The 20,515-nt window shown below is 68.4% G+C and carries 15 protein-coding genes and 1 pseudogene; 7 read left to right on the forward strand and 9 right to left on the reverse strand.

Annotated elements, in window-relative coordinates:
- The 5 genes and pseudogenes from HOV91_RS33160 to HOV91_RS33180 all read left to right on the forward strand — a co-directional run.
- Window positions 1-868: GMC oxidoreductase (locus HOV91_RS33160; protein ID WP_174189208.1), on the forward strand; the 868-nt coding region annotated here is incomplete at its 5' end.
- A gap of 129 nt (window positions 869-997) precedes the next feature.
- Window positions 998-2,368: a sigma-54-dependent transcriptional regulator family protein gene (locus HOV91_RS33165; protein ID WP_174189209.1), complete on the forward strand. Its 1,371-nt coding sequence runs from the start codon at window positions 998-1,000 to the stop codon at window positions 2,366-2,368.
- 395 nt (window positions 2,369-2,763) lie between these two features.
- Complete coding sequence (locus tag HOV91_RS33170; protein ID WP_312884862.1) at window positions 2,764-4,650, forward strand: AMP-binding protein; 1,887 nt, start codon at window positions 2,764-2,766, stop codon at window positions 4,648-4,650.
- Window positions 4,650-9,263 (forward strand): annotated as a pseudogene (locus tag HOV91_RS33175) (amino acid adenylation domain-containing protein); the annotation flags it as partial. The gene HOV91_RS33170 and the pseudogene HOV91_RS33175, both read left to right, overlap by 1 nt.
- Window positions 9,264-9,337: 74 nt before the next feature.
- Entirely contained in the window at window positions 9,338-9,556 is a 219-nt protein-coding gene (locus tag HOV91_RS33180) for an MbtH family protein (protein ID WP_174189211.1), read from the forward strand.
- A 235-nt stretch (window positions 9,557-9,791) separates the two neighbouring features.
- On the opposite strand, the gene HOV91_RS33185 is transcribed toward HOV91_RS33180, so the two are convergent.
- On the reverse strand, window positions 9,792-11,138 hold the full coding sequence (locus HOV91_RS33185) for a helix-turn-helix domain-containing protein (protein ID WP_174189212.1): 1,347 nt from the start codon (window positions 11,136-11,138) through the stop codon (window positions 9,792-9,794).
- A 450-nt stretch (window positions 11,139-11,588) separates the two neighbouring features.
- On the opposite strand from HOV91_RS33185, the gene HOV91_RS33190 reads away from it, so the two are divergent.
- Window positions 11,589-11,855, forward strand: a complete 267-nt coding sequence (locus HOV91_RS33190; protein ID WP_174189213.1) for a hypothetical protein — start codon at window positions 11,589-11,591, stop codon at window positions 11,853-11,855.
- Window positions 11,856-12,105: 250 nt separating this feature from the next.
- On the opposite strand, the gene HOV91_RS33195 is transcribed toward HOV91_RS33190, so the two are convergent.
- The 3 genes from HOV91_RS33195 to HOV91_RS33205 are packed head-to-tail and all read right to left on the reverse strand — an operon-like array spanning window position 12,106 to window position 14,444.
- Window positions 12,106-13,233: a S8 family peptidase gene (locus tag HOV91_RS33195; RefSeq protein ID WP_174189214.1), complete on the reverse strand. Its 1,128-nt coding sequence runs from the start codon at window positions 13,231-13,233 to the stop codon at window positions 12,106-12,108.
- Window positions 13,234-13,269: 36 nt separating this feature from the next.
- On the reverse strand, window positions 13,270-13,524 hold the full coding sequence (locus HOV91_RS33200; RefSeq protein ID WP_174189215.1) for a carboxypeptidase-like regulatory domain-containing protein: 255 nt from the start codon (window positions 13,522-13,524) through the stop codon (window positions 13,270-13,272).
- Window positions 13,521-14,444 (reverse strand): trypsin-like serine peptidase, encoded by a 924-nt coding sequence (locus HOV91_RS33205; RefSeq protein ID WP_174189216.1) that lies wholly within the window; start codon window positions 14,442-14,444, stop codon window positions 13,521-13,523. Before HOV91_RS33205 ends, HOV91_RS33200 begins: the two co-directional genes overlap by 4 nt.
- Before the next feature lie 554 nt (window positions 14,445-14,998).
- Between HOV91_RS33205 and HOV91_RS33210 the strand changes: the two genes are divergently transcribed.
- Window positions 14,999-15,139, forward strand: a complete 141-nt coding sequence (locus HOV91_RS33210) for a hypothetical protein (RefSeq protein ID WP_174189217.1) — start codon at window positions 14,999-15,001, stop codon at window positions 15,137-15,139.
- A gap of 291 nt (window positions 15,140-15,430) precedes the next feature.
- Here the strand turns inward: HOV91_RS33210 and HOV91_RS33215 are convergent, their stop codons facing one another.
- From HOV91_RS33215 to HOV91_RS33235, 5 genes are all read right to left on the reverse strand, one after another.
- Window positions 15,431-16,141 carry a hypothetical protein gene (locus HOV91_RS33215; RefSeq protein WP_312884863.1) on the reverse strand — a complete coding sequence of 237 codons (711 nt, stop codon included), beginning with the start codon at window positions 16,139-16,141 and terminating at the stop codon, window positions 15,431-15,433.
- 717 nt (window positions 16,142-16,858) lie between these two features.
- Window positions 16,859-17,026, reverse strand: a complete 168-nt coding sequence (locus HOV91_RS33220; protein ID WP_174189219.1) for a hypothetical protein — start codon at window positions 17,024-17,026, stop codon at window positions 16,859-16,861.
- Complete coding sequence (locus HOV91_RS33225; protein WP_174189220.1) at window positions 17,023-18,462, reverse strand: hypothetical protein; 1,440 nt, start codon at window positions 18,460-18,462, stop codon at window positions 17,023-17,025. Before HOV91_RS33225 ends, HOV91_RS33220 begins: the two co-directional genes overlap by 4 nt.
- Window positions 18,463-18,551: 89 nt before the next feature.
- Entirely contained in the window at window positions 18,552-19,253 is a 702-nt protein-coding gene (locus tag HOV91_RS33230; protein ID WP_174189221.1) for a recombinase family protein, read from the reverse strand.
- A gap of 251 nt (window positions 19,254-19,504) precedes the next feature.
- Entirely contained in the window at window positions 19,505-20,065 is a 561-nt protein-coding gene (locus HOV91_RS33235; protein WP_174189222.1) for an alpha/beta hydrolase, read from the reverse strand.
- Window positions 20,066-20,515: the final 450 nt, after the last annotated feature.

Consider the following 20,515-nt stretch of genomic DNA (forward strand, 5'->3'; position numbering starts at 1 on the left):
GGGCAGGCGGATCGGCCCGGGGGTGGGTTACCTGCTGCCCGCGCTGTCCCGGCCGAACTTGACCGTCGTCGGGGAGACGGTGGTCACCCGCGTCCGCTTCGACGGAACGCGGGCGGTCGGCGTGGAATGCGTGCGCGACGGCGAGCGCCGTGTCGAGTGGGCCGACCGCGTCGTGCTCTGCGCCGGTGCGATCGAGTCGGCCGCGCTGCTGCTGCGCTCCGGGGTGGGCGACCCGCGACAGCTTCGCGCACTGGATATCCCGGTCGTGCATCCCGCCCCGGTCGGCGCGTGGTTCAGCGACCATCCCGAGGTGGGCATCTCCTACCTGCTCGACGTGGCCGAACCGCCGACCGTCCCGCTGGAGACGGTGCTGGAGGTCGACGACGTCGAAATCCGGCCGTACGCGATCTCCTTCACGCCGGGAGTGCACCGGCTGGGCGTCACGCTGATGCGTCCGCGCTCCTCGGGGGTGCTGCGTCTGCGATCGGCCGAGCCGGATGCCGCACCGCTGATCGACTATCGCTACCTCACCGTGGAGCAGGACCGCGCCCGGTTGCGCGACGCGGTGGCGACCGCGGGCGGGCTGCTGCGCCGAATGCGCGCCCGGCCGGTCGATCCGATTCCGGAGCAGGCCGATCTCGACGCCTGGCTCCGCGCGAATCTCGCCACCTCGCAGCATTTGTCCGGAACGTGCCGAATGGGCCGGGAAACCGACGACGCGGCGGTAGTGGACGAGATGTGCCGGGTGCACGGGGTGACCGGATTGTCCGTCGTGGATCTGTCCATCGTGCCGGTGCCACTCGGGCGTGGACCCCAGGCGACGACCATGATGATCGCGGAAAAGGCGGCCGCACACCTTATCCCGTAAAGCGAAAGGTGGTTGGGTCACAATTCGCCGGGAGGTGGATCGGGTGTGACCCGGCGGACAAACCTCCACTATCGGTCGGTACCGCCCGGTATGCGCCGGTACAGTTCGGGGGCGGAAAGAAAAAGGCAAATGGTCAGCAACATCGCAGGTGGGCCACCCCCGCGGCAGGGCGTCGAGCCGGACGCTCGACTCGGTGCGCTCGAGATCTACGCCGCGCGGGCGCACGGATATCTCGGCGCGGGCGGCGATCACCTTGCCCGGCTCGCCGGTTTGCTGCGCCCTGCCGTGCTGGAGTCCTGGCTGCGCAGCGCGCGCGGCGGAGTCGACCCGATGGATGTGCTCGACGGCCGCGGTCTGCGCGGCGCCGATCTGGAGCGCTATGTGCAGGCCCATCCGATCGCGGCGGTGATGCCGCTGATCGACAAATTGCTCGTACAGGAGATGGCCGGAACGGGTTTGATCGTCGTGGTCGCCGATCAGTTCGGCCGGGTGCTCTCGGTGCACGGAAACGCCGAACAGGTCACGGCGGCCGCGGCGATCGGCCTGCGCGCCGGGGACGATCTGAGCGAGCGCCGCATCGGCACCAACGCGGTCGGCTTGGTGGTGCGCACCGGTCGCGCCGCGTGGATCCACGGACCGGAACACTTCCTGCACCGGATGCACCAGATCACCGGCGCCGCGGCGCCGGTGCACGATCCGGACGGCAGGCTGGTGGGCGTGCTGATGATCGCGGGCGGCGTCCGTGTGGCGAAGCCGGAGATCTTCGCGCTGGTCAAGGCCACCGCCACCGCCGCGGAGATGGACTTGCTGCTCACCGCGATGCGGGCCGGGGAGCGCGGCGCGGACGGCGGGGGCCGTCGCGACCCGGCGCAGCCGCATCCCGCGGGCAGGCTCGGGCTCGACGTGCTCGGCCTCGGGCAGCCGCAGTTGAGCGTCGCCGACGATCGGGTTCCGCTGTCCCAGCGGCATGCCGAGATCCTGCTGCTGCTGGCCGAACATCCGGAGGGGCTCGGCGCCGATCATCTCGCGCTGTTGCTCGATGACACCGATCTGGACAACGGCACGATCCGCGCGGCCGTGTCCCGATTGCGGGCGGTGGTCGGCCCGGCCGTGTTCGGTTCGCGGCCCTATCGTTTGCGCGTCCCGGTGGCAACCGATGTGGAGGCATTGCGTGCCGCGCTCGACTCCGGTGATGTCGATTCCGCATTACGACTTTATGCCGGACCGGTGCTGCCGCGGTCGACCGCGCCGGGGATCATCGACATTCGCGACGAGTTGCGGGTGCGATTGCGCGCCGCGGTGCTGGCTTCCGGCGACGCGGCGGTGCTGCGCCGATGGACCGCGGGCCCGGAAGGGCGCGAGGATGCCGCGGCATGGGCGGCCTACCGGGCCGCGGTCGATCGTGATTCGCCGTTGTACGCGCAGATCGAAGCCAAGATCCGGGTACTGGACCGCCGCCTCGGCGCTGATGCAACGCACAGGCAACGTTTCGGCTCATAGTCTGCCAACTATCGGCGCGAGTGCGCGTCGCCGCGGTTGAAAAGGGGATCGTGCACACTGTTTGCCCCCGGGTTTCCGGCCCGATAGCCGCACTGGACGTCCGTCCAGAATTTTTTAGGGGAAATAGTTCCCTTTTATTAGCGAAACCTCTAATGTTCGCTCTGCACGGATCTACGACCGTGCGACGTAGCTGACATAGCCGTGGTGCCCGGTCCGCGGCGATGACGTTGGAGGAATGCCGGATCTCGCGCGAGTGCGTCTCGACGCTCGCGCTCTCATCGAAACGCACGTGGTGCTCGACGCCATGCGCCCGGCCTGGGCAGCCGGACGCAGCGGCCTGTTCGTGCTGCCCGAAAGCGTGCGCACAGCGGTTGTTCACCGAGTAGGAGGCTCTGGTGCAGGAGACGGAGTTGGGTGGATTCCGCGCGTCACCGGCCCAACTCGGCGCCTGGTACGCGCAGCCGCTCGATCCGGCTGTGCCGATCGACGTCGCGCGGTACATGGACGTGCACCGCGAGCTGGACGCCACTCTGCTGCGGGAGGCGGCCCGCGAGTACGAGTCGGTGCGGATCGGCGCAGCGGGCGGTGTCTCATACCAGGGCCGGCCGGACGGGCACCGCGATCCCGCTTATTCGTACCGGGTGATCGACGAATGCTTGGTCATCGCAGTGCATTTCGCATTCTCGATGCGCGAGGCGTTTCTCCCGGGCCGGGAGGTCGCGTATCGGAAGACGCTGCGTACGGTGTTCGCCTCGGGCGCGGCGCTGCCCGCCGCGCTCGCCCGGCGGCTGCGCATGTCGACCTGCGCGCGCCCGCGCACTCTGTATGGTCCGACGGAGGCGGCGGGCGACGTCACCTTTCACGAAGTCGCCGGCACCGATACCCTCTCGATGCCGATCGGCGCGCCGGTGTTCGACACCAGGCTCTACGTCCTCGATGCGCGGCTTCGGCCGGTACCGGTCGGGGCGCCGGGTGAGCTGTATCTGTCGGGGGTACAGCTCGCCCGGGGCTATGTCGCGCGACTCGTCGCCTACGTCCTCGCGGCGGAGCCGGGCGGGGTGCGGCCCGATCGGCTGCGAACCGCGTCGGCCGAAGCGCTGCCCGGATATCCGGTGACCGCCGCCTGTGTGGTGCTCGACACATTTCCCGTCGATGCCTCCGGCCGGCTGGATCGCCGCGAAGCTCCCAGCAGTACTTCGGCCGGGTACGCGACCGCCGTCGCGCGGGTGTTCGCCGAAGTGGTCGGTAACAAGCCGGTCGGTCGGAACGACGACTATTTCACACTCGGCGGAAACAGTCCGGTGGCCACGCAGGTCGCCGCGCCGCTGCCCGCCGAGCTGAACTGCCCGCTCGGCGTCCGCCACGGGTTCGCCGCCTGCACGGTGGCCGAACTCGCCGGACTCGCCGAGCGGGCCGGTGGATCCAGCGGCGCGTCCTTGGTCGCGCAGCTGCGGGCACGGCCACGGCCGCCGCTGGTTCCACTTTCTCCGGCGGGGCTGCGCATCCGGTTCGAGCAGGTGGTCGCGGCGCTCGATCCGCCGCGCGCGCGAACTCGTCACCTCCTGTTCCCAGCGCTGCTCGCCTTCGACAATGCCGAGGCAATCGGCTACGAACTGCCCGAACTGTCGGTCGCCACCAGTACCCTGGACACCGGAGTGACCGAGCTCGATCCGCAGCTCACGGTCACCGAGAACTCCGCCGGTGCCGGACTCGGGGAAGGTTCGGCATCGGCGGGGGTTCTCGCGGAATTCACCTACGCCACCGACCTCTTCGACTCGGCCACCGTGGCGCGCTGCGCCCGCGGGCTCGGCTTCCTGCGGGCCGCCATCGCCGATCCGGTGCTGGAATCGCCTTTTCTCGACCGCGTCGAGCAGGCGCGCGTCATCGCGGCCGGACGGGCTCCGATCGTGGCGCACGACTCGGCGCGGACCTTGCCCACCGCCTGCGTGGCGCAGGTGCGGCGCACTCCGGGCACGGTCGCGGTATTCGACGGCGAGCAGCGGCTGACCTGTGCGGCGTTCGCGGGCGCGGTCGACCGGCCTGCGCGCCGCCTGGTCGGCTCCAGCGTCGGCACACAGCGGCTGGGCATGCGCCGCTCGGCCGACCTCGTGGTGGCCGCGCACGCGGTGCTGACGGCGGGCGGTGCGCACCTGCCGGTGGACTCGGCCGTGCCCGGTCCGACGCCGATCGGGCGCGGCCGGGCCGACCTGAGCGCGGAGCGTTTCGTCGTAGACCTCTACGGACCGGCGGGGTCTGCTGTCGATTCGGAAGGAAACCGCTGATGACCCACGCACAGGCCATGCGCCGCGCCTACGGCATCGATGACCTGCCCGGACTCGTAGCGACGGTGGCCGGACGGGAGCCGCAGCGGGTGGCGCTGCGCCACGGGGAGCGCACCGTCACCTACGCGGCGCTGGCCGCGGAACTCGCGGCACTGGGCGCGGACGCGCTGGTTCCGGTGGTCTCCAGCCGCCTGCCCGCACTGCTGGACGCCGGTGACGACGCGCTCGGCGCGGTCTTGCGCGCGCTGCTCGACGACGCGCGGGCCGCGGCGCACGATGGCCTGACCGCCGCCGCGCCGGTCGAGACGCTGGTGAGCCAGTTCGAGGAGCAGGTGCGCCGCAGTCCGGAGGCGATCGCGCTCGAATGCGCGGGCGTCACCGTGACCTACGCCGAATTCGACAGCCGGGTCAACGCGCTGGCCCACCACTTGACCGGACTCGGTGTCGGGCCGGACACGCTGGTGGGTCTGGCCGTGCGGCGCTCGATCGACCTGGTGGTCGGCATGTACGCGATCCTGAAGGCGGGCGGTGCGTACCTGCCGATCGACCCGGATCACCCGGCCGATCGCATCGCCTGCGTACTGTCGGTCGCCGAGCCGGTGCTCGTGCTGACCACCACGCACGACGGACCCGAATTCGGATGCTCCGTCCGGACCCTGCGCATCGATGAGTTCGCTGGCTCGCCCACTCCGCACCCGCCCGCGGTGGTCCGGTCGGCCGACGCTGTCGCCTACGTGATCCACACCTCCGGCCAGACCGGCCGGCCGGAGGGCGTGGCCGTCTCGCACCGCGCGATCGTGGCGAATCTGCGCTGGCGGCAGCGGATGTACCGGTTGCGCGCCGACGACGTGGTGTTGCAGAAGACGCCGTGCACGTTCGACGTGTCGGTGTGGGAGTTCTTCTGGCCGTTGCAGGTCGGCGCCCGGCTGGTCGTCGCGGCGCCGGACGGTCACCGCGACCCGGCCTACCTGGCCCGCGTGATCCGGGAACGCGGCGTCACCGTGGCGCATTTCGTGCCGTCCGCGCTCGCGATGTTCGTCGCCGAGCCGCAGGCCGCCGCGGTGGACTCGCTGCGGCTGGTCTTCGCCTCCGGCGAGGCGCTCCCGGCCGCGACCGCCGCGGCCTTCCGGGACATCTGCGGTGCGACGCTGCACCACCTGTACGGGCCGGCCGAAGCCGCGGTCGACGTGACCGCGCACGAGGTGACCGGAGCGGACGCGGCCCTGGTGCCGATCGGCGTCGCCGCCGACGACACGGAGCTGCTGGTGCTCGACGACAGCCTGCGTCCGGTGGCGCGCGGCGTCGTCGGCGAGCTGTATCTGGCCGGCGTGCAGCTGGCCCGCGGCTACCTCGCCCGCCCTGGCCTGACCGCCGAGCGATTCGTGGCGAACCCGGAGGGACCGGCAGGGGAGCGGATGTACCGCACCGGCGACTTGGTGCGCTGGGCGCCCGGCGCCGATGGCGGGCCGGACGAGCTGGAATACCTCGGCCGCGCCGATTTCCGAGACACCGTGGCCGCGCGTGACTTCTTCGCAGGCCACACCGTCGCCGCGGCGGCCGAATCGGCGCGTCCACCGCTGACGGCGGGGGCGCGCCCGGAGCGCGTGCCCCTGTCACCCGCACAGCAGCGACTATGGTTCCTCAACCGGATCGAGAGCCAGGACGACGCCGACAGCGTCCACCACCTGCCGATCGTGCTGCGGCTGACCGGCTTCCTCGACGTCACCGCGCTGGAGCGGGCTGTGCTCGACGTGCTGGCCAGGCACGAGACACTCCGCACCAGCTACCCCGAAACCGACAGCGGCCCCTGCCCGTCCGTCCTCGACGCCGCCGACATCGGCTTCAGCCTGCATCCGGTGCCGATCGACCGCCGCGGGGCGCGCGCCGCCGTGGCCGGAATCGTCCGCGCCGGGTTCGACCTCACCACCGAGTTGCCGTGCCGGGTCGCGCTGCTGGTCGTCGACCGGGTGGACGAGGCGCGCGGCCGCGCCGGTGACGAATACGTGCTGGTGTTCGTCGTGCACCACATCGCCGCCGACGCGTTGTCGGTGGCCCCGCTCGTCACCGATCTGGCCCGCGCCTATCGCGCGCGCCTGACCGGCAGACATCCGGACTGGGAGCCGCTGCCGGTCCGATACGCCGACTACTGCCGGTGGCACCGGGAACTGCTCGGCGCCGAGGAGGCCCCCGGCGATCTGGCCTACCGGCAGTTGCGTTTCTGGCGCGAAGTCCTTGCCGGCGTGCCGCCGCAGTTGCCGCTGCCTGCCGACCGACCGCGCCCGGCCGTGCCCTCCTACGAGGGAGCCGCCATCGATTTCGTGATCGGACCCGAGGTGGCCGCGAGCCTGCGGGCGCTGGCCCGGCGCAGCGGCGCGACGCTGTTCATGACGCTGCACGCGGCATTCGCCGCCACGCTGGCCCGGTTGAGCGGCAGCGCCGACATCGTGATCGGCACGCCGGTCCACGGACGCGGGGAGCCGGCGCTGGACGCGCTCGTCGGCAGGTTCGTCAACACCCTCGCGCTGCGCACACGGGTGCCGGGCGACGCGTCGTTCGCCGTGCTGCTGGCGGACGTGCGCGAGGGCGACCTGGCCGCGTTCGCCAACGCCGACCTGCCGTTCGAGCGCCTGGTGGACGCCATGGCGGTGGACCGTTCCTCCGGCGCGCATCCGCTGTTCCAGGTGATGTTCGATTTCGAGGCCGCCACGCCCGCGCTGAGCGGGGAGGCCGTCGAGGCGCCATGGCTGTCGGTGCGGCCGGTCGAGATCGCCGATGCCGGAACGCTATTCGATCTGCACCTGGTCGTGCGGGAGCGGGCCGGGTCGGCGGAACTGTCCGGCAGCCTGCGCTACGCGACAGATCTGTTCGACGCCGCGACCGCCGAGTCCTACGTCGCCCGGTTGCGGCGGATGCTCGTCGCCGTCGCGGTGGACCCCGACGCGCGCATCGGTGCCGTCGAGCTGCTGTCGGGCACCGAGCGTCGCCGGATCCTGCGGGAATGGAATGCCACCGAGCACTTCGCGCCCGAAGCGCACACGCTCGCCTCGCTCTTCGCGGCCCAGGCCGCGCGCACACCGGACGCTCCCGCGGTCACCTTCGAGGTGACGGCGGACCACCCCTCGACCGGCCGCCACGCGACGATCACGTACTCCGAGTTCGCCGGACGGGTCAACCGGCTGGCGCGCTGGTTGGTCGAACAGGGCGTCGGTCCGGAATCGCTGGTGGCGCTGGGCATGCGCCGATCGATCGACCTGGTGGTCGGCGTGTACGCCGTCACCGTGGCGGGCGGCGGCTACCTGCCGCTGGACCCCGACCACCCCGCCGAGCGCACCGCGCACGTCCTCGCCACGGCCGCGCCCGTGCGTGTGCTCACCGCGGGCGCGGACCTGCACTGTGGTGTCGCCGAGACGCGGATCGACCGGCTCGACCTGTCCGGCTACTCGGACCGTCCGCTCACCGACGCCGACCGGCGCGCGCCGCTGCGCCCGGCGAACACCGCGTATGTGCTGTTCACCTCGGGTGCCACGGGCCGGCCGAAAGGCGTGGCGATGAGTCACCGCGCCATCGTGAACCGGCTGCGCTGGATGCAGTCCGCGTACGTCGCGCTCGGACCGGGGGATGTCCTGGTGCAGAAGACGCCCGCCACCTTCGACGTCTCGGTGCCGGAGTTCTTCTGGCCCCTGCAGGTCGGCGCCCGCATGGTGCTGGCGCGGCCGGACGGCCATCGGGACCCGGCCTACCTGGCCCGGCTCATCCGGGCCGAGGGTGTCACGGTCGCGCACTTCGTGCCGTCCATGCTTGCCGTCTTCGTCGCCGGAGCACTCGACGTGCCGTCGCTGCGCGAGGTGTTCTGTTCCGGTGAGGCGCTGCCGGTCGGTGTGGCCCAGCGAATGCGCGCACGCACGGGCGCGCGGGTGCACAACGGCTACGGACTCACCGAGGCCGCGGTGGAGGTGACCTTCCACCAGGTGTCCGACACCGACTTCGAGACCGTGCCGATGGGCAAGCCGATCTGGAACACCCGGACGTACGTGCTCGACGCGCGGCTGCGGCCGGTGCCCGCCGGGGTGCCCGGTGAGCTGTATCTGGCGGGCGTGCAACTGGCGCGCGGCTACCTGGGCCGCCCGGAGCCGACCGCGTCCCGGTTCGTCGCCGACCCGTTCGGCCCACCGGGCGAACGGATGTACCGCACCGGGGACCTGGTGCGGTGGACCGCTGCGGGCGAACTGGAGTTCCTGGGCCACACCGACTTCCAGGTCCAGATCCGTGGCCTGCGGGTCGAACTCGGCGAGATCGAGGCGGCTCTGCTCGCGATACCCGGGATCACGCAGGCCGCCGTCCTGGTGCGCGACGATCCCGGCACGGGAGAGCGGCTGGTCGCCTACTTGGTGACCGACCGGCCGATCGATAGCACGACGGCGCGTGACGCGGTGGCCGCCCAGCTACCGGGCTATATGGTGCCGCAGGCGTTCGTGACGCTGGAACGGTTCCCGGTGAACGCGTCCGGGAAGCTGGACCGCACGGCACTGCCCGCGCCCGCTCCCGCCGTGTTCCGAGCGCCCAGTGGTGCGGCGGAAATCTCTGTCGCCGAAGCATTCTCGGCCCTGCTCGGGGCCACCGAGGTACTGACCGACACCGGCCACCACTAGAACCCCATCCCAGACCGTCCGGGAAGAAGGAAATCGAGATGAAGAACCCGTTCGACGACGACGACGCCAAGTTCTACGTCCTGGTCAACCAGGACGGCGAACACTCCCTGTGGCCGGTCTTCGCCGCCGTTCCCGGTGGCTGGACCATCGCCTACGGCGCCGCCAACCGCAAGTCCTGCCTGCAGTACGTGCAGACGCACTGGGTGGACATGCGCCCCAAGTCGCTCATCGAGGCCACGTCCAGCGAGACGAACTGACCACCTGAATACGTGGGGCGCGCCGGTCCACATCCCCCCTGCCGACCGGCGCGCCCCACCCACTACGCGCAGACAACGGTGGACGCGAAGTCGGACGCCGCCTGCGCGCCCGCGCCGTGCGCGTGGCAAGGACTGCGGCGTGCGCGGAGTTGGTCGCCGCGTGCGCATCGTCGTCTCGGTGCGCGGGACTCGGATTCGCGTGCGCGGAGTCGATCGCCTCGTGCGGGCGCCGGGTTCAGACTTCGATGTGCGCGGAGTCGATGACCGCGTGCGCGTGCTGCCGCCACTCGCTGACGGCTCTGGTGCGCAGGCCGCCCAGCGCCGAGTCGAACTGCTTGGCGCGTTTGGTGACCGTCAGCCCCACATAGGTGCGCGAGTTCGTGATCGCGCTCGTCGCCACCGCGCAGGCTTCATCGATCTCGCCGGAGGCCAGCAGCGCCGTGGCGTGCTCGAAGCGGACCAGGGCGGGTTCCATGGTCTCCGACGGGTCGTACAGCGCCATCGCGCGTTCGGCCGCCGCGGCGGTCTCCTCGGCGCGGCCGAGCCGGGAATATCCGATCGCTTGATAAAAGGCGAGTTTCTCCGGGCGGAAAGAAAAAATACCGACCGAAAGGTCTTCCGCGCCGACATCTTCCAGAGCCGACGCCGATCGCGCGATACAACGGGCGAATTCATCACCATGCCCGAGGCTGGCGTGCGCGCGCGCCGCCATTCCCCACAACCATGCGGCGGCCGGGCCGTAGGACGGATTTTCTTGCAAGCGGCCGTCGAGTAACTGCAAGACTTCCTTTGGTTTATCGCTATAGGTCGGCAAATACGCGAGTCCGGCCAGGGCGATGTCCTCCGAATAGCGATCGCCGATGTCCTGCGCGGCATGGATCGCGGTGGCATACCACATGCGCGCCTGGCCGAAATGCCCCTCGTTGAAAAGGATCTCGCCGACCACGTTCGCCAGCCGGCCCGCCGTGCGCACCAGCCGGACCTGCTGATGGGTGGGCTGCCGTTCGCCGAGACAGCCACGCACCATACGGAATTGCTCGAGCCCCGTCTGCAGCAGCTCGTGCGGCGGCACCTGGACCACCCGCGTGCCGAGGACCTCGGCCGACTGCTCCAGGAACACCAGTCGCCGTTCGCTGATCGACCCCGCGTCGAGGGTTGCCAGCATCCGCTCCGGTTCGCTCGCCACCAGGTCTGCCGCCTGGCCTGCCAGGCCCGCGCCGATGCAGGCCAGCAGTTCTCGCCTTCTCACGTCGTCTTCCTCGACTTCCTTGTCGAGCCCGATTTCCCTACCGAGCTTGGTGTGCCTCTCCGGCGCCGAATCGGCGCTTCCGTATTCGTGGGCCGTCGTCCGGCTCGTGGTGATCGCACGTTCGAATCGTTCGGAGACGACGGAATCGACCTCCGACAGGACCCTGTCGAGAAGACGCTGGCTAGCGGCGTGCATCCGGGTTGTCCGGCCGTTCTCCCACAGGACCACGGTGCGCGGTGTGACGCCCACCAGACGCGCGAATTCGTAACGGCTTCGCTTCATCGCCGTGCGAAGCGCATGTACAGCTTCGCCCGTCCAGTCGACCTCCACCATAGGTCTCTCTTCCTCACTCCAGGCCGCTACAAACGGAAAGTACTCGCAATTACCGCATTCGGGTCTGTTATCTACCGAATCGCAACGCGCACTGTTGAATCGCACCCGGCATCGGGGGTCCGCCCAAACCCTGTCGAGGGCGCCCGACGTCCGGAACCCGGCGCACGGTCCCGACACGGCCCGATCCATCCGTGTCGAGCGCGGTCCGGCGGCGCCTTCTCGGTGCCGGGTGCACTGTCCTTATGGAGGTGAGAGATGGACGTGTTGCCCTCGGATGTCCGGGAGCTGTGGCTTATCCAAAGTCGCGACTGCACTCAGGAACCACTCGGGCTTACCTATGAGCGAGCGCGTTTCCTCTGCGCGGTGCACGGCGGGCACGGCGCGACCTGCCATCAGTACCTAGCCGCCTCGGCGTTCTGTTCCGGGCAGGCACCTGGCCGGTGACCGGCCGTGGAACCGCTGCTGAGCATGCTCGGCGCATGCACCCTGCTGGTCGCCGCGATCGTCGCCGTCGGCTCGTGTCTGTCGCACGGCGGCGCCGAGGATGCGCACCGTCCGCCCGATGAACCGTTCACCATCGAACAGGCGCACCGGGTGATGCAGGGCCACCGTCCCTGCCGCGCGGACGCTTGCCCCCGCAAGCGGGCGGCCTTCCGCACTCTGGTCGCGTCCGGCCGTGTCGTCCCCGACAGCCGGGCGGACGGATACTCACGCTGACCGATAGTCGGCGTGCCGAACTCGTTGCCGGTCAGCGTGATCCGCTCCGCAGCGCGGTTCACCCATTGATCGGGACTACGGCGAGGGAATCCCGACCAGCGCCGAGGTCCTCGTATCGCCATACGACGGCGATACGAGGACCCACCGGTGTTCGCTCGAACGTCGCAGCGCGTCCGAGTCCGAGTCGATGTCGGAGGGGAACATCTACCCGAACACGTGGCACGAAGAACGACGACGTGCTCCGAGTGTGCTACCTCCCGGCGAGCGCCGTGCTGTCGACTTCGGCGCCGATATCGCGGGCGCAGGCGTTCAGTGCGCCCACCGCGCTGATCCGGGGGAAGTCGAGCCCGGTGTTGCGGACGTTGTCGCGCTCGTCGTCGCCGTCGTTGATCGAGACCGCGCCGGTGAGCAGCCAGCGGCGCACATCCGCCACGGTCGGCAGGGTCCCGGTGATCTTCAAGTGCAGATCTTGCAGCAGTAACACCACGCCGGCCGCGGCCGGGGTCGCTTGACTGGTGCCGTGCTGGACGGATTCGCCGGTGTCGCTACTGATTCCGGAGGACGTGGTCGGTGCGCCGGGGGCGAAGATATCGGTGGCGCACGCGCCGCCCACGGTCTCGTGCAGGCGCTGCGAGAACGGTGTGATGCGGTCGGGTCCGGACGCGGTGACCCGCGCGCCGGAACCGTAGCTGAACGGTCCCACATCGGAGTCGTACACCGCCCCGACGCTGATCGTCTGCCGGAAGATCGCCGGATAACTCATCCCCTGCGCGCTCTGGTGGGCGAAGAAGTCGTTGCCCGCGGCGACGCAGCAGGCCACACCGGCTGCGGTGAGGTCCGCCATCGCCCGCCCGATCGCGTCCGCCGCCAAGTCGTCGTCGGTGGTCCGGTTGTCGGAGGCTCCCAGCGACATGCAGACCGCGGTGATGCCGAGCGCGGCGCGCTGGGCGTGCACCCACCGCAGGGCGTCCCGGATGGCGAGGAAGGACCCGTTGCCCGCGTTGTCGAGCACCTTGACCGGGACGATCTTCGCCCGGGGCGCGATACCGGTGTGCAGGTCGCCAGCGCAGATGATGCCCGCGACATTGGTGCCGTGGCCCTGGCCGTCGGTGGCATCCGTGGGGTCACCGTGGTTGTCGGCGGTGAAGTTGCGGCTCGCGCGAACCCGGCCTGCGAAGTCGCGGTGGGTCGTGCGCAGACCGGTGTCGAGCACCGCGACGGTGGTGCGCCCGCCGTCCACGCCGAAAGCGAGGCGGGCCTCGGTCGCGCGGATCGACGCGTCGACCTGGATCAGTTCGGGAGTGCTCGTTTCGCGCTGTAGGGGGGCCTCGACGGGGCTCACCCGTTCGACCGCGATGGTGTCGTCGTTGCTGTTCATGATTCGTGTCCTTTGTCTGTGACGCTGATTGCCGATTCAACCGACCCACACGCGGACGAAGGCGTCCTCGACGCCGAGATCGGTTTCGACATGCTGTGGGTCGTGACCCGGGGCGTTGACCCCGATCCGGTAGCGGCCCGGCCCGACCCCGGTGAGGACGAACTCGCCGTTCTCGTCGGTTACCGCGGCCACATCCGGCGTCGGCGCGGGAGCGGACTCGAAGTAGACCGACGCGAACGCGACCGGCCCCTCCGGCGAGTCGACCACGCCCCGGATGACCGCCGCGGTCATGCCCGCCAGGCGAGCAGGTTGTTGTACACGGAAGTGTTGATCCGAGTACCGGAGTTGGACGTCGCACCGCCGTAGGCGTGGATCGCGACGGCCATGCGTTGCCCGTCGGCGAGGCGATACACCGCGCTGCCGCTCTGCCCGCCGACGGTATCGGTCTCGTAGAACACTTTCTGCTCGTTCACCGCCGAGACCGGCGAGCCGTGATACCACTGCGTGCCTGCCGGTTTGTCCCCCGGATACCCGGAGATGTTCGCCGTCGTCGCCATCAGCGTCGCGTCGTTGTACACACCGAAACCGAACCAGCCCGTCGTGTTGCCGAGGTTGGTCGGCAGGACGATGGCGCCGTAGTCGAAGTTCTGATTGCCGTTGACGGTCCAGCCGGTCACCGACCGGAACGCACCGCCGGAGGCTACGACCGACCCGAACGGCTGCTGAGCGCCGTTGCGGCCGGGGATCACCTGGATCGAGCGCACCCAGCCGTCGCGGCCGGGGACGCCGCTGTTCTTGATGAAGACCACGTGCCCCGCGGTGCCGAGGGTGTGCGGGCCGAGAAACCAGCCGGTGCCGATCCAGTGCGAGCCGTCCGCCGCGGTGATCAGCAGCGAGGCGTGCACGCGCCACGGGTAGTCCGCGGTGGCCGTCACCTGCACGCGGTCGTCGTTGCCGATGACCCGCTCTATCGCGTGTACTTCCGGCGAGCCGTAGGACGCCCAGGCGATATCGGGCAGCTCGGAAAGCTCGGTGAGGGCGGTTTCGGCGACCGCACCGGGGATGGCGTAGCCCTCGATGTCTTCGATGTCGCCCGCGGCGGCGGCGATGCCGGGGCTGGAGCCGGTCCCGGGCGGCTGATGCGCCTCTTCGATGAGGGTTCCGGCACTCGACACGGGGGTGTGGCCCTGCAATTTCACATCGTTGTTCATTCGGTTTCTCCAATCTCGACGTGCCCGTGGGCTGGGTGCGACGAGAACTCTTCCGGGGCCCGCTACCGGGAGCATGCGTAATGCACTACTCGAAATCAGACCCGTCGGTTTGATTCGCTCTGAGTTCGCGCTGAGAAACCTGCGAGTCGCGCGGAACGCCGGGGCGCCAGAAGGCACGACCGTTTCCTTCTGTCCATGAATGCAAAGGTGTGAACATGCGTTCGAAGGGCGGTAGGTAGAGCGTAGCGCAGAGGGATGGAAGGGTGCTGGTTGGAGGGGGTTTGGGGTAGGGAGTGTGGATGTGGTTGCGTGAGGGCGGAGTTTGGAGGTGGGCACCTGTGGTGTGAGTTGCCAGCGGCTGCGAAGCCTCACCGCTACGCTCACACCACACCGAGACGGTGCGCGCCCGCTTGTGGTCGGGCACCGGAGGCAAGGGGAGGTGCGGCGGGATGAATCGGTACCGGTTCGAGTGCACGAACTGCATGCTCGGATGGCACGAGACTCCCTACTGCCCGTACCGGCGGCCTCAGCCGCCTGCGATCACACCGGAGAGGATGGCCGCGGCAGGGCGTCTGCTCCAGCTGGCGCGGGAGGGTGTACTTGACCTGACCCCGTTTCGCCGCAGCATGTTCTGGTGGGTACCGCGAGCGCTCGCGGTACTGCTGGTGTTCATCGTGCTGGTGATCCTCATCTGACGGAGGACTTCACGCAGCGGCGCAGCAGGGCCACAAGGACTGGTGCCAGCGCGCACCGATCACTACACGCTCTCGGCGTCCAGCATCGGGTCGGTTAGTTCAGGTCGGCGTCAAAGTGTTGCTGGTGGCGGGTTGCATCTCGGTATTCCAGGTTCCAGGAACTCGGCGGCGATGGCCGCGCGCTTGTCGAGTCCGTGCTCGACGCCCCTGGCCGGGTGCCTGGTAGTAATCGCCGAAGAAGCAACGGATATGGCGTAGCCGCTGGTGGGGGTGACGAGAACCGGCCGGGCCCTACTGCTTCTCCAGGTCCAGGTGTTGGGTCGGGGCGCTATTGGTCTTGAGGTACTCGTTGTTCAGGTAGACGACCTTGCGGGCGATGCGCTCGTTGCTCCAGTGGCCCGGCACGACCTTGGCGATCTCGGTGCGTACCAGGCGCAGGTCCTCGAGTTCCTTGAGCCCGCGCTGCCAGGTGTCGTCCTTGATCAGGTAATCGCGGCGATCGGAACCGCTGACGTGGGTGCAGACGTGGTCGTGCTTGCCTGCCAGGATCAGGCGAAGGATCAGGTAGACGAACAACGCGCGCGCGGAGATCACCGCGATCCAGCCGTTGGACCAGAACTCCAGCGGCACGGTGATGTACGGGGCCCGCCCGCGCGGCAGGTGGGTGACCTTGATCTTGTAGCCCTTGCCGGGTTCGCGTACGCGAGCGACCCAGGGCGTGTTCGGAGTCGGCCCGCTGTTGGTGAGCTTGGCCATGGCGCGCTTGATCCGTTTGGTTCCGGCACCGGCGACCGGGCCGGAGTAGGGATCCTCATATCCGAACATCTCGGCCCAGTAGTGATCGGCGGCCCTGTAGTGCAGGTCGTGGGGTTCTGCTCGGGTGAGCAGCACCAAGGTGAGGTACAGCTTCATCGGGGCCTCGCCGCCCTCGAACATCTCCGACAGGTGGGTCCGGGTCTGATCCGGGTCGACCTTACGCACGAACCGCCCTGGCAGTTGCACTGTGGATAGCCTGCCCGAGCGCTTGACCGCGTCCTTCAGACGCCGATCGGCAGTGACCGTTCGTATACCCATTGCGTCCCTTTTCGAAAGTGCCGGACCCGTTTGAGCGGGAACCCCGGTGTCCGGGGTCAAGGGCTATAGGGGTCAAGGACTAGTGCTGTATCACCAGTTCAGTCGCCAATTCTGAGTGGCTCGAATAGGCACTGTCAACCGCTTATTCGGTATGTCGAATACGCCTTGATGGGTAGTTAGCCTACGCCAAAATAGGTCTGAGAATACCGCTGAAATGTCCCCCCGAGGTCGGTTGTGGGGTTGGGGTGCGATGGGCTGTGATGAACGCAGGACGCGACGACCTTGGCCGGGCTGCGCGTCCTGCGTTCGGCACCTGATTCCCCAGGAAGGAGGTGATGCTCGTGAAGCGTGGATTTCGATTGACCGTCCGGTGGACCCGGAGGTCCTTGTCGATCACGCTTGAGCCCTACTAGCTGACGGAGGCTTCGCCGCCCGTGCGGCGGGGCCTCTCTCAGTGTGGACATCCGGGTGGTGTGGCCGCAACCTTGCAGTCGCCGAGGGCGCGGCCATATCCGTTGTTTCTTCGGCGATTACTACCGAGACCCCTGGCCGCTACCCGCTCGAAGTGCGTGCCGACTCGCTTGTCCCCGCGGAACCCGCGCCGGAGGCGTAGCTCGTTGCTGCCTCCGGCGGGCGCATCCTTGTTCAGCTGAACAACAGGTCGACGAGTTTGGCGCCGACCTCGCCGGCCGCGCCGAGCACTGCTGCCATCACCACGGTGATCGCGAGAGTCTTACCGCGTCTCCACCACGGGACGGAACTTGTTTCCTGCGATGGTTCGGGCTTGTTCTGGTCGGGCACTTCACTACTCATGGCCGCGCACCGTAGATAGCGGGGGTGCAATTGATGCGGCGCTTGATCTTCCGGCGTACCGACTCGCCGTAGGCGGGCGTCTGCCCATACCTTGCGGCAGCTTCCGCCCATGTCCAGCCCGCGGAGTGCCGCAAGAATGCGACTCTTTGCTCTATCGGGTCGAGATCGGTGAACAGCGCCTTCAGCCGTGGGTCGGACAGCTGCGTCTCCACGAATAGGTCTTCCGGTGTCGGATTCAGCGATGCCAACCGCATCCCCTCGGTGGTGCCCGACTCGAGCAACGGGATGTCCAGCGAGCCGACGTAGTACCGCTGGCGTTGGTGTTGATGGCGCGAGCCGAGGAGGCCCTGTTGGAGCTTCGCCAGCTGAAGTGTCCTGTCCCGGAGGAACTTCAGCAGCTGGCCAGGAGCGATGTGGTCCCAGGGTTCGAGCAACGCCTCGATGGCGCCGTCATGTACAGCTTGGGTGATCCGTCGGATCTCGAGCCAGTACCAGATGAAGTCATCGACGATCTCCTCGAAGTCGGGGTCACCGCGCAGGATCGCGGCGCGTGCCCATCGGGCACCGATCAGCGCGCGGTTCGGCAGGCCGGGTACGTGGCGGAGCAGCCGTGCGGCGATATCGCGTATCGAGTCGAACACCGGCAGTTCGCTGAACACGTGCTGATAGACGGCGTGGTCGCGGATCCTGATGCCCGAAGACCGAAACAGCTGCGCGCCGATGGTGTCGGCGACGCTGAGGCCGTGCCTGCCGATCAGGCTGTCCATGGGAGGAATAGCGACACCGAGACCGCGCGTAATCGTGCCGTCTGCCAGGTACAGGTCCTTGAGGGTCGGGACGGTGGCAGCGACGCCGAGACCGGCGGCCGGGCCCATTGCCACTGCCGCGGTGCTCACCACACTGCCTTCGACCAGATTCTTGAAGGACGGGGCGGTGACGCCGACGCCGAGACCAGCGGCCTGTCGGCCCAAAGCCGCCGCCGTGGTGCTCACCACACTGCCTTCGACCAGATTCTTGAAGGACGGGGCGGTGACGCCGACGCCGAGACCAGCGGCCTGTCGGCCCAAAGCCGCCGCCGCGGTATTCACCACACCGCCTTCGACCAAGTCCCTGAAAGACGTCGTCGAAGCGACACTGTTGATGATCGAACGCTGTAACTGCTCGCTGAGTCGAAAGGCTGGGCTGGCAGCCAGGGTGTTCTGTAGCCGCAGGAGGTTGTTACTGGCGAGCCGTGACCCGAGCAGGCGGTCCTGCAGAGTCCGTCCGATCGCTCTCGTGTGCCGCACTGCGGACTCCTCATCCGGTACTCCCGGCAACTCCTCAAGCGCGGCGCGCAGGATCTGGAGCGGTTTCTGCTCCGACGTCTCCGTCGCCTCCGAGGCGTCTTGCTCCGGCTCGTCGTTCATCACGCGGGTGCCTTCTTCCGCACCGCTCACCACTACCTCCTCGGCTGAATGTTGATTTGCCATATCTCTTCAGGCACGGCAGCGGCAGAAAACAGCACTCCAAGAGAGTGATCTAGATCTCATTTTGCTGAGGCCTCGACTTGCTGCCCGTTCGGCGGCTCGATCACTCCGGACGACGCTGTAGCGCTCAACTCGGGCAAGTACTTGTAGACGGTCGAACGCGAGACGCCGAGCAGCCGGGCGACCGACGAGATCGTCTCCTCCGGCCGTGTGAGGATGGCGCGGGCCTGGCGGATCTGCTCGGCGGTCATCGCCGGTGGCCGGCCGAGGCGCTGACCGCGGGCGCGGGCGGCGTCCAGGCCCTCGTGAGGGCCTTGGACGATCAGCTCGCGGATGAACTCCGCCAGGGCGGCGAACACGTGGAAGACCAGGCGTCCGCCCGGAGTGGTGGTGTCGAGGGCTTCGTGCAGGGATCGGAACCCGATGCCGCGCTTGCGGAGTCCGGCGACGATCGAGATCAGGTCTTGCAGGGAGCGGCCGAGCCGATCCAGCGACGCCACCACGAGGGTGTCGCCGGGGCGCATGTACTCCAGGCACTTCCAGAGCTCTTCGCGCTCGACGTTCTTCCCCGATTTCTTGTCGGTGTAGATGCGCTGGCATCCCGCCGCGGTGAGCGCGTGGATCTGCCGGTCCAGGTTCTGGTCCTTGGTGGAGACGCGGCCGTAGCCGATGAGCGCGCCCCCGCCGCCGATCGGATCGAGCGCGTCACCGTCGAGGGACAGCAGTGCGGGGATGTCGAGATCGCGTGTCGGCGTGGCCATGCCACGAACTGTAGGAGAAAGGGCCGACAAGAATTGTTGGACACCAACCGTTCTCAACACGTTTTATCGACACATGCCCGGTTCAGGCGACCTGGGCTTCCGGACCACACCGCCCGATGACGCTGGGGTGTTCGAGAACCGAACGTTCACGGACGCCGCTGGGCTGTCGACTGATCATATGTGAGAGATGGAAGCCCCGCCATGTAGGTCAGGAAGACGGAACGACTCTGGGCGCAGCGTGGATAAGAACCTCAGACAGCAGCAACAAAGGTCGCGGTCTGTCGGGTCAGTTCGAACAGCAAGCGGTCGCGGTCGAGCCCGTCGTCCTCGGTGATACCAGGAGGAGGGGTGTGCATGAAGCTGAAATGACCCGCTTTCGGTACTACCCGCAGGTCGACCCGAGTCGGTGCTGTCTGCAAGTGAAGGGATTGTTCGACCGGGGTGATGGTGTCCAGTTCTCCGGCGTAGACCAGCATCGGAACTGTTACCGCATCCAATGCACCAGGTGCGCCGAACCAGCCCGCAGCGGGTGCGTACAGAACCAGGCCCCGAACCCGAGGCTCCTGAGGCATCCGCAGTGGCTTGCCGTCTCGCCCATAAGGCACCGCGCCCGCCAGACACAGTGCAGCCCATCCGCCGATCGAGTGACCGACTACCACGACCTTGGCATCGGGACAGCCGTGCCGCCGCAACGACTCGACCAGTCCGAGCGGACGCGCGAACAACTCGTCGACAAGAGGTTCGGGCGTGACGAAGCGCTCGAAGTAGGGCGCAACCACCTGACATCCAGTCGCGGCCAGGTGCTCCAGCAAAGGGAGGTACCGCCCAGGATCGCCGCCGGCTCCGGCGGCGAACAAGACGACACGTCGAGACGATGTCGGACCAAGTGTCAGTACATCCATCTCCACTCCACGGGCTGGATCTCAGATTCTTCGTCCAGGTCTGCTCGGACCACCCCCGCCAACTTAGTTCGATCACCACTGATCGACCTAACACTGCCCATCCGCTCGCGCCACGAACCGGCGCAAAACACCGCCACTTTGCGCTGCGAGTCACACGCGAGGTACCCGCAGGCGCAGGGTTCGGAAACCCGTTCGCACCCCCGGCTATCTGAAGACCGCCTCGGATCCACCGCGGGGACTGTCGGGTAAACGGCGGATCTGACCCCGGTGTTGGTTAGTTTCCGGTCGGGGTGATCCGGCCTTCGAAGGTGATAGCGAACGCGTTCAGTGCGGGCTTCCACCTCATTGCCCATCGTGCCC

Source organism: Nocardia barduliensis, assembly GCF_013315795.1.
Taxonomy (GTDB): Bacteria; Actinomycetota; Actinomycetes; order Mycobacteriales; family Mycobacteriaceae; genus Nocardia; species Nocardia barduliensis.

What these genes read in the sequence shown, in the direction of transcription:
- HOV91_RS33165 (WP_174189209.1), top strand. Translation starts at nt 998, where the DNA reads ATGGTCAGCAACATCGCAGGTGGGCCACCCCCGCGGCAGGGCGTCGAG.
- HOV91_RS33180 (WP_174189211.1), top strand. Translation starts at nt 9,338, where the DNA reads ATGAAGAACCCGTTCGACGACGACGACGCCAAGTTCTACGTCCTGGTC.
- HOV91_RS33185 (WP_174189212.1), bottom strand. Translation starts at nt 11,138, where the DNA reads ATGGTGGAGGTCGACTGGACGGGCGAAGCTGTACATGCGCTTCGCACG.
- HOV91_RS33195 (WP_174189214.1), bottom strand. Translation starts at nt 13,233, where the DNA reads ATGAACAGCAACGACGACACCATCGCGGTCGAACGGGTGAGCCCCGTC.
- HOV91_RS33200 (WP_174189215.1), bottom strand. Translation starts at nt 13,524, where the DNA reads ATGACCGCGGCGGTCATCCGGGGCGTGGTCGACTCGCCGGAGGGGCCG.
- HOV91_RS33205 (WP_174189216.1), bottom strand. Translation starts at nt 14,444, where the DNA reads ATGAACAACGATGTGAAATTGCAGGGCCACACCCCCGTGTCGAGTGCC.
- HOV91_RS33210 (WP_174189217.1), top strand. Translation starts at nt 14,999, where the DNA reads ATGGCCGCGGCAGGGCGTCTGCTCCAGCTGGCGCGGGAGGGTGTACTT.
- HOV91_RS33220 (WP_174189219.1), bottom strand. Translation starts at nt 17,026, where the DNA reads ATGAGTAGTGAAGTGCCCGACCAGAACAAGCCCGAACCATCGCAGGAA.
- HOV91_RS33230 (WP_174189221.1), bottom strand. Translation starts at nt 19,253, where the DNA reads ATGGCCACGCCGACACGCGATCTCGACATCCCCGCACTGCTGTCCCTC.